Annotated in this window: 10 protein-coding genes; 9 read left to right on the forward strand and 1 reads right to left on the reverse strand. The window is 71.7% G+C overall.

From position 1 onward, the window contains the following. Nucleotides 1-76 precede the first annotated feature (76 nt). Nucleotides 77-3,649, forward strand: coding sequence for a type I restriction endonuclease subunit R (locus ACZ6J5_RS26570; protein WP_469395582.1), 3,573 nt, complete (start codon nt 77-79; stop codon nt 3,647-3,649). Between the two features lie 44 nt (nt 3,650-3,693). Continuing rightward, entirely contained in the window at nt 3,694-4,428 is a 735-nt protein-coding gene (locus ACZ6J5_RS26575) for a M48 family metallopeptidase (protein WP_469395584.1), read from the forward strand. Nucleotides 4,429-4,451: 23 nt separating this feature from the next. On the opposite strand, the gene ACZ6J5_RS26580 is transcribed toward ACZ6J5_RS26575, so the two are convergent. Further along, on the reverse strand, nt 4,452-5,006 hold the full coding sequence (locus ACZ6J5_RS26580; protein ID WP_469395586.1) for a hypothetical protein: 555 nt from the start codon (nt 5,004-5,006) through the stop codon (nt 4,452-4,454). 134 nt (nt 5,007-5,140) lie between these two features. On the opposite strand from ACZ6J5_RS26580, the gene ACZ6J5_RS26585 reads away from it, so the two are divergent. The 7 genes from ACZ6J5_RS26585 to ligA all read left to right on the forward strand — a co-directional run bounded on the left by ACZ6J5_RS26585 (nt 5,141) and on the right by ligA (nt 12,707). Beyond that, a complete protein-coding gene (locus tag ACZ6J5_RS26585; RefSeq protein WP_469395587.1) occupies nt 5,141-5,674 on the forward strand; it encodes an LOG family protein in 534 nt (177 codons plus the stop codon). A 181-nt stretch (nt 5,675-5,855) separates the two neighbouring features. Continuing rightward, complete coding sequence (locus tag ACZ6J5_RS26590; RefSeq protein ID WP_469395589.1) at nt 5,856-6,278, forward strand: hypothetical protein; 423 nt, start codon at nt 5,856-5,858, stop codon at nt 6,276-6,278. Next, on the forward strand, nt 6,275-8,083 hold the full coding sequence (locus ACZ6J5_RS26595; RefSeq protein WP_469395591.1) for an alpha/beta hydrolase: 1,809 nt from the start codon (nt 6,275-6,277) through the stop codon (nt 8,081-8,083). The genes ACZ6J5_RS26590 and ACZ6J5_RS26595 overlap by 4 nt, the downstream gene beginning before the upstream one ends. Before the next feature lie 101 nt (nt 8,084-8,184). Next, nucleotides 8,185-8,643, forward strand: coding sequence for a hypothetical protein (locus ACZ6J5_RS26600; RefSeq protein ID WP_469395593.1), 459 nt, complete (start codon nt 8,185-8,187; stop codon nt 8,641-8,643). Nucleotides 8,644-8,661: 18 nt separating this feature from the next. Then, nucleotides 8,662-9,360, forward strand: a complete 699-nt coding sequence (locus ACZ6J5_RS26605; RefSeq protein ID WP_469395595.1) for an SDR family oxidoreductase — start codon at nt 8,662-8,664, stop codon at nt 9,358-9,360. A gap of 78 nt (nt 9,361-9,438) precedes the next feature. Next, the gene (locus ACZ6J5_RS26610; protein WP_469395596.1) at nt 9,439-10,461 is read left to right on the forward strand and encodes a methionine synthase; all 1,023 of its coding nucleotides are present in this window, start codon (nt 9,439-9,441) and stop codon (nt 10,459-10,461) included. Nucleotides 10,462-10,511: 50 nt separating this feature from the next. Then, on the forward strand, nt 10,512-12,707 hold the full coding sequence (gene ligA, locus ACZ6J5_RS26615) for an NAD-dependent DNA ligase LigA (RefSeq protein ID WP_469395598.1): 2,196 nt from the start codon (nt 10,512-10,514) through the stop codon (nt 12,705-12,707). Nucleotides 12,708-12,840 lie beyond the last annotated feature (133 nt).

The following is a 12,840-nucleotide window of genomic DNA, read 5'->3' on the forward strand; positions in this document are numbered from 1 at the left end:
CCCGTAGGTAAAGTGGCCCCTACCCCTGTTCGCCAGGGGTGGGTGCGACGCACGGCTACGGGTGGGGAGACCTGGGATGGGCCAGCCGGAGTACGACAAGGTCGAGAGGCCGCTCATCGACCAGCTGGTTGCCATGAAGTGGCAGCATCTGGAGGGCGCGCCTCCGGGCGAGCCGGCGACCGACCCGGCGGCGACCGAACGCGCCGCGTTCACCAAGGTCGTCTACGCCGACCGCTTCCGCGCCGCCGTCGCCCGCATCAACCCCGGCGCCGACGGCGAGCCCTGGCTCACCGACGCCCAGCTCGATCACATCCTCTCCCGCCTCCAGGGCACCGCACCCGGCCAGGGCCCGGCCGAGCGCGGGGTGGCCGGGAACCTCCAGGTCACCCGGATGCTGCGCGAGGGCGTCAACGCCCGCACGCTGCCCGGCTGGACCAAGGGCGACCCCGAGCACGTACGACTGGTCGACTGGAACAGCGAGTTCGCCGGGCTCGGGGACGCCGGCACCGGCAACGACCTGCTCGCCGTCTCGCAGTTCAAGGTGGAGCGCGACGGCGCGCCCGACGCGACCCCCGACCTCGTGCTGTTCGTCAACGGCCTGCCGTGGGTGGTCATCGAGTGCAAGGCACCGCTGGCGACCCCCGGCGACAAGCGATTCACCATCGACTGGGCCGTCGAGGACGTGATCGAGTACGCGGGGGCCGAAGCGGACGCGCCCGTTGCCGAGTTCGTGCGCTTCGCGCAGGTCCTCGTCGCCACCGACCGGGAGCACGCGGAGCTCGCCACCGTCAGCGCCGAAGCGGAACATTTCGCGCCGTGGCGGACGGTCTACCCGGCCCGCCCGCAGACCGTGCGGGACGAGGCGGCCGTACCCGAGAGCCGTCGCGAACTCCATGCCCAGGAGACGCTCGTCGGCGGCGTCCTCCGCCCCGCGCACCTGCTGACCCTGGTCAGGGACTTCACCACCGAGGCGGGGCGCGGCCCCCGCACCGTCAAGGTGATCGGCCGCTATCAGCAGTTCCGTGCGGTGCACAGGCTGGCGAAGAGCCTGCGGGACCGGCGCGAGGCGCTGGCCACTGGCCAGGACGTCGACCAGCGGGGCGGGGTCACCTGGCACACCCAGGGCTCGGGCAAGTCCCTCACCATGGCCTTCCTCGTCCGCCACCTGCGCAGCAGCCGCGATCTGGCCGGCCACAAGGTCGTCGTCGTGACCGACCGCAAGGATCTGGAACAGCAGATCCGCCAGAGTCTGGTCGCGGCGGACGAGAGGATCTATCGCGCCCGCTCGGTGAAGCACGCCCGCAGCTATCTGGCGCTCGACGTCCCGGACGTCGTCCTCGTCATGCTCCAGAAGGCCCGCCGTGACGACACCGCGTACGACGGCCGGGAGGAGGTGCTCGCCCAGGCCCCCGGCGAGCGCGACCGGCTCCACAACCGGGCGGCGAACGCGAGCTCGGACATCGTCGTCCTGATCGACGAGGCGCACCGGGGCCAGAGTGCCTGGCAGCATGCTCGGCTGCGCGCCATGCTGCCCAACTCCGCCATGGTCGGCTTCACCGGTACGCCGATCCTCGGCGGAGCGAGCAAGACCACTGAAGAGATCTTTGGCTCGTACGCGGACACCTACACCCTGCGCGACGCCGAGATCGACGGCGCCGTCGTCCCCGTGCGGTACGAGGCCCATCAGCCGGATCTGGAGATCATCAGGAAGGCGGCCCTCGACGCGGGCTTCGACGAGAAGGTCCCTGACGATCCGGAGAAGCGGCTGAAGGTGCTGCGGAAGTTCGGACGCAAGAAGGAGGTCCTGGAGTCGGCGTCGGTGATCGCCGCGAAGGCCGACCACATGGTGCGGCACTGGGCCTCCGGCGCTCTCCCCGACGGATTCGGCGCGCAGGTCGTAGCCGTGTCCCGCCGCGCCGCCGTGGCGTACCGCCAGGCCATCGCCGACGCCCTACGGCGGCTGGTGGCGGAGCTGGACGGACTCGGCAGCGACGCGTACGACCCGGCGCCCGCCCCCGAGGGAGAGGCCGACCTCGTTCAGCTCCTTCGCTATCGCACGGTCCTCGCCTCCGTCGAGGCCGCCGTGGTGATCTCGAAGTCCAAGAAGGACAAGGCCCGAGAAGTCAAGGAATGGGATCCGTGGACCCGGCCGAGCAGCCAGGCCGCGCACATCGAACGATTCCGGCGTGGGGTGCCCGTCCCCGACCCGTTCGACGTCGTCGACGATCCCTCGTGGGCCGCTCAGACACATGGGGAGCCTGAAGCGGGCACCTCTGCGGGGGCGACCACCTCGGCCCACGACCCCTGGGACTCGGTCGAAGACGCGGCCGAATCCGTTCAGAGGTCCCATGCCCAGGACGTCGAGCGCCCTCTCGGCTTCCTGGTGGTCACCTCCATGCTGCTCACCGGCTTCGACGCCCCCGTCGAGCAGGTCCTCTACCTCGACCGGCCGCTGTTCGGCGCCGGGCTGCTCCAGGCGATCGCGCGCACCAACCGCCCGTACGGCAAGAAACAGTGGGGCCAGGTCGTCGACTACGTGGGCGTCGGCCCCGAGCTGGCGAGGTCGATGGCCGCCTACGAGGAGGCGCACCTGCGCCAGGTACTCGGATACGAGGACGTCTCCTTCGACCACCTCGACCCCGACGCCACGCCTGCCGACCAGCCGGCCACGGGCCGGATCTGGCTCCAGACCGACGCGGCGGCGGACACACTCCTCGCCGACCTGTTCAAGCGGCTCGGCGACTTCCTGACAGAGCACGGTGCCGCCGACCTCGCCCAGGAGTCCCAGCGGGAGGACCTGATCGCGGCGCTGGAGAACCCGCTTCTGCGGGGCGAGTTCGACGAACTGGCCCGGGACTTCCTCAACGCGCTCAACGCGGTCCTGCCCCGGCCGGGCGCGCTGGCGTACGAGACGTTCGCCGGCCTGCTGGGAGAGACGCAGTACCTGGTCCGGGCGCGCTACCTCGACGGACGGGACCAGTTCAGCCCGCGCCGCTACGGAGCCAAGGTGCGAGCGCTCATCGCCGCACACCTCCGCGTCACTCGTATCGCGGAACGCATCCCACCGGTGGAACTCGGCGCGCCCGACTTCATGGAGCGGGTCAACGCCAACCCCGACCCGCGGGCCAGGATCTCGTATCTCACCACCAGGATCCACACCCACATCACGGCACGGCTCGAGTCCGACCCGGCCCGGTACGCGGCCTTCAGCGAGCGACTTGAGGCGGTCCTGGAGCGTATGCGTACGGACTTCGAGGCGGCCGTCGCCGCCCTCACCGGACTCGCCCAGGAGATCAACGCCTCGGAGCGGGGCGAGGCCCAGGAGCCGGGGGCGGGGCTTGATCGGTGGACGGAGCGGCCGGTCTACGCCGTGCTAGCCCGGGAGCTGGAGGCCGACGGGGCGCCGCCGCTGTCGGACGGGATCGACCTGTACCAGGCGGCGCGGACCATCACCTGGAAGATCTCCGGTCTTGTGCGCTCGCCCAACTTCATGACTCTGCCCGATGCCCGGGACCGGGTACGCAAGCAGCTGCGGATTCACCTGGAGGACGAACTGCTCATCGACTGGGAGGCGACCGGGCCGGTCGCGGGCCGTCTCGTCGATCTCGCGTACCACCGACACGAGCACTTCTTGCGCTACAACCGCTGACCCGGTGCCGCGAGGTTGTCCGACCCGGATGGTAGGAATGGCGGGTGAGTACCCCCGTCCACCAGGCGATCGCTGCCCTTCCTTTGCCCGAAGGGTGGAACTGGTGCGTCGATTCCCGGCCGCGACGCCGGACCTTGGGCATCGAGGTCACGCCCGAGGGCGAGGTACGGTTCGCTGTTCCCTCGGACGCTGATCCGGGCGCGGTGGCCGCCGCCATCCGGTCGCGACTGCCCCGTCTCGCGGACGAGGTCCGGCGTCGGCGCGCACGCCCAGCCGAAACGGTCAAGGAACTCGTCGGGGGGAGCAGCTTCGCCTACCTCGGGCGCCGGTACCGTCTGCGGCTGGTGCCAGCCGTTGAGGGCGTACGAGTTCGGTTGAGGGCTGGGTGGCTTGAGCTGCCTGCTCCAAGCAGCCCGGCCGAGGGTGGAAAGGCCCTCGCGGCGTGGTACACGGAGTGCGGCGAGCGGTGGCTGTCCCCCCGGGTACCCGCCCTGGCTCTTCGCCTGGGCGTGAACCCGGCAGCGGTCACCGTGGACGACATGGGCGTGCGATGGGGATCCTGTGGCCCCGACGGCCGCATCGCGCTCCACTGGGCGGTCATGCAGCTGCCCGCGGACCTGGTTGACTTCGTGTTGGTTCACGAGCTCTGTCACCTGAAGGTGCAGGGCCACGGTCCCGCTTTCCGGCGGGAGGCCGGCCTTGCTCTGACTGACCACGAGCGGCGTGAGTCATGGTTCGAGACAGAGGAGCCCATGCTGTGGCGGGGCCGGGTCCGGTGATCGACAGGTAGCCTCGTGGGCCGTCACCCTCTGGCCGACTCCTCCGTGTAGAAGTCGGCCAACACCGGCGCCAGGACGTGCGGCGCCACTTCGTAGGTCTGCCCCGTGAGCGTCCGGTGCCGCCCCCGGGGGACGGCCGCGGCGACCGTACGGGCCGCCCGGCGCGTCCCGGGGGGGCTGGCGCCGCCGTCGACCACCAGGACGCGGGCGGGGACCCGCCCGAGTCGATCGGCGGCCTCCGCCGCGTACGGCGGCTCGTAGACCGAGACCGCCCCGACCGGCACGCCCGTCGCCGCGGCGGCCAGCACCAGCCCGGCCCCGGCGCCGGTGCCGTGCACGGCGGCGGCACCGCCCAGGGTCTCCAGGAGCAGCGTGAGGTCGCCGATCTCCCGCTCCACGGGCGCCGGCCCGCCGCCGCGCCGCCCGTAGAGCAGGACCGGGAAGCGCCGGGAGAGCAGCCGGGCCAGCGCCCGCTCGCCCGCGACGCACCCCGCCCCGCCGCCGACCAGCACCACCGGCGGACCGGCGTCGCCGCCGCTCCCGTGCCCGTACCACGTCCCGAATCGTCCGCGCGCCATGAGGCTCACCTCGTCCATGGAAGCTCTGACCGGGGCGGCTCCCGGAACTCATCGCTCCTCGCCGGAACTTCCCGAAAAACCTCGCGGCGGACGCGGGAGCGTCGCGGGCGGGGCGGGGGCATACGGTGGAACCCATGAACATCTGTGTCTTCCTCTCCGCCGCCGACCTCGACGAGCGCTACACGGCCCCCGCCCGCGACTTCGCCGCCCGTCTCGGCAAGGCCGGCCACACCCTGGTGTGGGGCGGCTCCGACTCGGGCCTGATGAAGGTGGTCGCGGACGGCGTCGAGGAGGCCGGCGGGCGGCTGGTCGGCGTCTCGGTCGAGTTCCTGTCGGCCAAGGCGCGCCCGGCGGCGGACGAGATGGTGGTGGCCAAGGACCTGGCCGAGCGCAAGGCCCTGCTGCTCGCCAAGTCGGACGCGATCGTCGTCATGGTCGGCGGCACCGGCACCCTGGACGAGGCCACCGAGGTCCTGGAGCTGAAGAAGCACGGCAAGCACGTCAAGCCGGTCGTCATCCTCAACACCGCGGGCTTCTACGACGGCCTCCAGGCCCAGTTCCGCCGCATGGACGAGGAGGGCTTCCTCCCGGTGCCCCTCGCCGACCTGGCCTTCTTCGCGGAGGACGGGGCGGCGGCGCTCGCGTACCTGGAGAAGGCCGTCGGCTGAGCCCGGACACCCGTCGTCGCGATCGCGATATACGCACGGATGCTCTTGCGCGGGGCCATCCCGCCTTGGTATGCGGTCGAGCTCTTTTTCCCCGGGTCTCGCTTCGCGATCGCGTACGGCCGGGTGAACTGCGCTAGCGTCTCGATTCCTGGGGCGGAGCACGGAGAGGTACGGGGGAGCCATGTCCTACTCGGAACGCTGGCGGGAGCTGTTCGGGCCGGTCGCCGAAGGCCCGGCGACGCGTCTCGCCTCCACCGCACCGGCGTCCGCCGGCGGGAGCGGCGGACTCAAGCACAGCGGCGGCCCCTGGACCGGCGCCTCCGGCACCGCCGCCGAGCTGCGCACCAGCACGGAGACCAGCCGCTCGGCGCTCGGCTCCGGCCACGAGGGGATCGGGGCGGGGGCCGCAGGGCTGGCCTCCGCCGCCGTGCTCAAGGGCGTCCTGACGTCCTGGGAGGAGCGCCTGACGGCGGTGCGGGACGAGTGCGAGCGGCTCAAGGGGCCGCTGCTCTCGGTCGCCAAGGAGATGGGCGAGACCGAGACCGCGATCGAGATGTCCCTGAAGGCCGTCGACGGCGGCGGCCGGGCCGGTGAGCGCCGGTGACCGGAACCCTGACCTGGCAGCAGTTGCGGGACCTCAGGACGTCCGAGTTCACGGAAGCGGGGGACAGTTGGCACGCGGTGTCGAACCGCTCCGACTCCGACCGCGTCCGGGTCGACCGCGCGATGTCCGCGAAGCTCCGCGAGACCCAGGAGAGCGAGTCGGCGGAGGCGGCCCTCAGGCGTCTCCAGCGCCTCAGCCAAAACTTCCGGTACCTGCACACCGAGTGCGGACTCGTCCGTACCGCGCTCAACGGACTCGCGGGCGACCTCGCCGAGCCGCAGAACCAACTGAAGCAGGCCCTCGCGGACGCCGCCGTCCTGGGCTTCACGGTCCACGAGGACGGCTCGGTCCGCTATCCCGACGCCGAGGTGGAGGACCTGACCGGGGCGAAGCGGCAGGCTCCGGGCGGCAGCGTGCCGGGCAGCGCCCGCCTCCCGCTGGAACCTCCCGGCCCCGGTACCGGCGGACAGTCGCCGCTCTACCCGGGCCACCAGGGCCTCAAGCCGCTCAACCCGAACGCGGCGAAGGCGCAGGACGTGGCCGACCGCATCGCCCGGGCCGTGCGGTCCGCGCGGGAGATCGACGCCCGGTACGCCAGGACCTTGAGCGGCCTCAAGGCGGAGAGTGGCCTCGACGTCACCGAGGCCACGCTGAAGGACGTCGTCCGGGACACCGCCGACGTCCGCTCCACCGCCGGCACGCACCTCGGCGCGGACGTTCCCGAGGACAAGAGCCCCGCCGAACGCAAGAAGTGGTGGGACGGCCTCACCGACGAGCAGCGCCAGGAGTACCTGGAAGTGGCGCCGGACCTGGTCGGCGGCCTGGACGGCATCCCGGCCGCCGCCCGCGACGAGGCGAACCGCACGTACCTGCCGATCCTCATGGACGAGCTGGCCCGGCAGGGCGGGGACGACGCGGGGACGAAGCTGGACGCCCTTCGCATCATCCAGGACAAGCTGGACAGGCCCAGCGATCCGCCCATGTTCCTGCTGGGCATCGGAGGCGAGGGAAACGGACGCGCGATCGTCTCGTACGGAAACCCGGACACGTCGAAGAACGTCTCGGCGTACGTGCCGGGCCTGGGCACCGAGCTGAACCCCGACTTCGCCGAGGACACGATGAAGCGGGCCCAGGACACGGCGAGGGGTGCCCGGCGCTTCGATCCCTCCAGCGCCTCGATCGTCTGGCTCGGCTACGACGCCCCGCAGAACGTGGACGTCATGTCCAAGGGCGACGCCCAGCGGGGAGCCCCCGCGTACAACCAGTTCATGGCGGGGCTCTTGGCGACGAACGGGAACGCGGACCCGCATGTGACGGCGATCGGCCACTCCTACGGATCTCTCACGGTCGGCACCGCCGCCAAGCAGTCCGGTGGGATTCCGGGTGTGGACGACGTCATCCTGCTCGGCAGCCCCGGCGTGGACGCGCAGAAGGCGACGGAGCTCGGCGTGGGGAAGGGGCACGTCTTCGTCGGCGCGGCGGACAACGACCCGGTCACCCACCTGCCGACCAAGGGTGAGGCGGCATGGGGCTGGGTGACCGGAGGCCCGGTGGGCGTCCTCGTCGGCCGGGATCTCTTCGATATCGGAGACGACGACGTGTACTTCGGCAAGGACCCGGCGAGCGAGGCCTTCGGGGCACAGCGCTTCAAGGTGGACGACGGACCGAGGATGATCGTGAACGGCGGGGGTTTCGATGCCCACTCCCAGTACTTCACCCCGGAACTGGACCCCGAGTCCGCGAACAACATCGCCAGGATCGTCGCGGGCCGGTCCGGGCAGATCACTACGGAGGAACACCGATGACGCGAACGGGGCGGGTGGTGAGACGAGCCGCGCCCGTCGTGCTGGCGGGCATGTTGCTGGCCGGGTGCGGCGGTACCGAGGACCGAGGAGCGAAGACGGACATGGACATGCGGCAGGCGGCGGAGCGGGCCGACGCGATGCTGGACGCGACCCTGGGCGCGGTCGTGCCCGAGGTCCAGTGGGCCCATGACACCTGGACGAGCGGCAGTTGCACGGTGACCCGCCGCCGGACCGTCACGACCGTGATCTCCGAGCAGCGGCGTGGCGCCTTCCTCGGGGTGGTCGAGCGCTTCTGGAAGGGGAGGGGGTATGAGATCACCGGTGTGAACGACGACCGGGAGATGCCGTCCGTCTTCGCCAGGACGCCCGACGGCTTCGAGTTCGACCTGACGATCGGGCACAAGGGACAGGCGTTCTTCGACGTCACCACCCCGTGTGTCGCGAAGTCCGGCGTCCCTGAGCCGGCCGCCGTGCCCAAGGGGCCAGCCTATCCGTACGGTGCCGTCCCCACCCCCAACATCCAATCCGATTTCTGGTCTGCCGGAACCCCCCGTTCCTGAGCCCCGTGAGCTGACACCATGGGGGCCATGGCAATTCATGTGATTACCGGAGCGGGCTCCGGCATCGGTGCCGCCGTCGCGCGGCGGCTGCACGCGCGCGGGGACGAGCTCGTCCTGCACGCGCGGGACGCGGGCCGGGCCAAGGAGCTGGCGGCGGAGTTCCCGGGGGCGCGGACGCTCGTCGGCGACCTGGCGGACCCGGACCGGCTGTCCTGGGCGTTCTCGCACCAGACGCTGCCGGACCGGATCGACACCCTGCTGCACATCGCGGGCGTCATCGACCTCGGGGCGGTCGGCGAGCTCACTCCGAAGACCTGGCACCACCAGCTCAACGTGAACCTCGTCGCCCCCGCCGAGCTCACCCGGCACTTCCTGCCCCAGCTCCGGCTCAGCCAGGGCCACGTCGTCTTCGTGAACTCGGGCGCCGGGCTCGCCGCGCACGCCGAGTGGAGCGCGTACGCCGCCTCCAAGCACGGCCTCAAGGCGCTCGCCGACTCGCTGCGCCACGAGGAGCACGCCAACGGGGTGCGGGTCACCTCCGTGTACCCGGGCCGCACGGCCAGCCCCATGCAGGCGAAGGTGCACCAGCAGGAGGGCAAGGAGTACGACGCGGCCCGCTGGATCGACCCCGAGTCGGTGGCCACCAGCATCGTCATGGCGATCGACCTGCCGCGCGACGCCGAGGTCAACGACCTGTCGGTCCGGCCGGGACGCTGACCCGCTGACCAGGGGTGGCGGGGGCGCGGCTCCCGCCACCCTCACCACGCGCCCGGCGCCGCCACGTACGCTTCCCCGGTGAGCGAGAAGAGCGACGAGAACGCATTCCCCTGGGGCCCCGCCACCGGCGTCGGCTCCCTGCCCGGCGGCGACGCCCGCGAGGCCGCCAAGACCGTGACCGGGTCCTTCGAGGAGTTCCCGTTCCTGGCGGAGCTGCCCGCGCGGGGGCCCGGCGCCGACATGATCGGGCGGACGGCGGGGCTGCTCGTCGAGCTGTACGCGCACGTGGAGCCGAGCGGCTGGCGGATCGGCGACCGGCCGGGGCGGGACACCCGCAGGGCCCGGTCCTGGATGGGGGAGGACCTGGACGCCCTGGAGGAGTTCACCCAGGGCTACGAAGGGCCGCTGAAGGTCCAGGCGGTGGGGCCGTGGACGCTCGCCGCCGCCCTGGAGCTGCGCGGCGGCGAGGCGATGCTGGGCGACCCCGGGGCCGTACGGGACCTGGCGGGCTCGCTCGCCGAGGGGCTGCGCGGGCACCTCGCCGAGGTGCGCCGCCGCGTCCCGGGCGCCCGGGTGGTGCTCCAGCTCGACGAGCCCTCGCTGACCTCGGTGCTGCTCGGGCAGGTCCGCACCGCCAGCGGCTACCGCACCCACCGGGCCGTGGACCGGCAGGTGGTGGAGGGGACGCTGCGCGAGGTGATGGCGGTCCACGACGGGCCCACGGTCGTGCACTCCTGCGCGCCCGGCGTGCCGTTCGGGCTGCTGCGCCGGGCCGGCGCGGCCGGTGTCTCGTTCGACTTCGGGCTGCTCACCGAGCGTGACGAGGAGCCGATCGGCGAGGCGGTGGAGGGCGGGACCGTGCTTCTCGCCGGTGTGGTGCCGTCCACGGACCCGGCCTCGGGGGCATTGTCGGACCCGGGCGGTAGCGTCATGGGTGTCAGGACGCTGTGGCGCAGGCTGGGGCTGAATCCGGGGACGCTCGCGCGGTCCGTGGTGATCACCCCGACCTGTGGTCTCGCGGGTGCCTCTCCGGCGTACGCCCGCAAGGCGCTCGCCCACTGCGTCCGGGCGGCGAGATCGCTCGCGGACAACCCAGAGTGACCGGGGCGGCCGGGACGACCGGGATTCAGGCATCGGGAGGACGAGGAACGGTGGCAGTCGAGCAGGGGGCCCCCGCGGAGGCGCGGGAGAAGCACGCCGAGCTGGCGGAGCAGGTCGAGGAGCACCGCTTCCGGTACTACGTGAAGGACCAGCCGGTCGTCAGCGACGCCGAGTTCGACCGGCTGCTGCGGTCCCTGGAGGCCCTGGAGGAGGAGTATCCGGAGCTGCGCACGCCGGACTCGCCGACGCAGAAGGTCGCGGGGGCGTACGAGACGGAGTTCACCTCCGTGGAGCACCGGGAGCGGATGCTCTCGCTGGACAACGCCTTCGACGACGAGGAGCTCGCCGCCTGGGCCGAGCGCGTCGGCCGGGACGTGGGCACGTCGGACTTCCACTATCTGTGCGAGCTCAAGGTGGACGGCCTCGCGGTCAACCTGACGTACGAGCACGGCCGGCTGACCCGGGCCGCGACCCGGGGCGACGGCCGCACCGGCGAGGACATCACGCCGAACGTGCGGACCATCGCGGACGTCCCGGAGCGGCTGAGCGGGGACCGGATCCCGGCGCTGGTGGAGATCCGGGGCGAGGTCTATTTCCCGATGGACGCCTTCGAGGGGCTGAACGCGCGCCTGGTCGAGGCGGGCGACAAGCCCTTCGCCAACCCGCGCAACGCGGCGGCGGGTTCGCTGCGCCAGAAGGACCCGAAGGTGACGGCGACGCGCCCGCTGCACATGGTGGTGCACGGCATCGGCGCCCGCGAGGGCTTCGACATCGACAAGCTGTCCCATGCCTATGAGCTGCTGCACGAGTGGGGCCTGCCGACCGCCCGGCACAACAGGGTGGTCGACTCGCTGGCGGCCGTACGGGAGTTCATCGCGTACTTCGGCGAGAACCGGCACTCGGTGGAGCACGAGATCGACGGGGTCGTCGTCAAGCTGGACGAGATCCCGCTCCAGGGCCGGCTCGGCTCCACGGCGCGCGCCCCGCGCTGGGCGATCGCCTGGAAGTACGCGCCGGAGGAGGTCAACACCAAGCTGCTCGACATCAAGGTCGGCGTCGGCCGCACCGGGCGCGTCACGCCGTACGCGCAGGTCGAGCCGGTGACGGTGGCCGGTTCCGAGGTCGAGTTCGCCACCCTGCACAACCAGGAGGTGGTGAAGGCCAAGGGCGTGCTCATCGGGGACACGGTCGTGCTGCGCAAGGCCGGTGACGTGATCCCGGAGATCCTGGGCCCGGTGGCGGACCTGCGGGACGGCAGCGAGCGGGAGTTCGTGATGCCGGCGACGTGCCCGGAGTGCGACACGCCGCTGAAGCCGATGAAGGAGGGGGACATCGATCTGCGCTGCCCCAACGCGCGGACGTGCCCCGCCCAGCTTCGGGAGCGGCTGTTCTTCCTGGCCGGGCGCCAGTGCCTGGACATCGAGAACTTCGGGGCGGTCGCGGCGGCGGCGCTCACCCGTCCGCTGGAGCCGGCCGAGCCGCCGCTGGCGGACGAGGGCGATCTGTTCGACCTGACGATCGAGCGGCTGCTGCCGATCAAGGCGTATGTGCTGGATCCGGACAGCGGGCTGCCCAAGCGGGACCCGAAGACCGGCGAGGAGAAGATCGTCACGGTCTTCGCCAACCAGAAGGGCGAGCCGAAGAAGAACGCGCTGGCCATGCTGGAGAACATCGCGGCGGCGAAGACCCGCCCGCTGGCCCGCTTCATCAACGGCCTGTCGATCCGGCACGTGGGCCCGGTCGCGGCCGAGGCGCTGGCCCGCGAGTTCCGTTCGCTGGAGCGGATCGAGCAGGCGACGGAGGAGGAGCTGGCGGCGGTCGACGGGGTCGGCGGGATCATCGCGACGGCGGTGAAGCAGTGGTTCGCCGAGGAGTGGCACCGCGAGATCGTGCGCAAGTGGCGCGCGGCGGGGGTGAGCCTGGAGGACGAGGGCGCCGGCGAGGAGACCGGGCCGCGTCCGCTGGACGGTCTGACGGTGGTCGTGACGGGCACCCTGGCGAACTTCACCAGGGATGGCGCAAAAGAGTCGCTCCAAGCCCTAGGAGCGAAGGTGACGGGTTCCGTTTCGAAGAAGACCGCCTTTGTCGTTGTCGGCGACAACCCGGGCTCGAAGTACGACAAGGCGATGCAGCTGAAGGTTCCGGTTCTGAACGAGGAGGGCTTCGCCGTCCTGCTCGAACAGGGTCCCGACGCGGCGCGGGAGGCGGCGCTCCCGGGAGACGAACAGCTCCCCGACAGCCCCTGAAAGCTCACCCGTTCAGCGCATACCAGATCGTTACGGGTGGCCGGGTCGCATTCGGGCAAGACATGGAGAGCGCTGCCCGTAGAAGCCCTCCGCGGCCTAGTGTGGTGACCGTGCGTCCGCCGCGCACGGCCGT

Source organism: Streptomyces sp. NPDC042100, assembly GCF_055582325.1.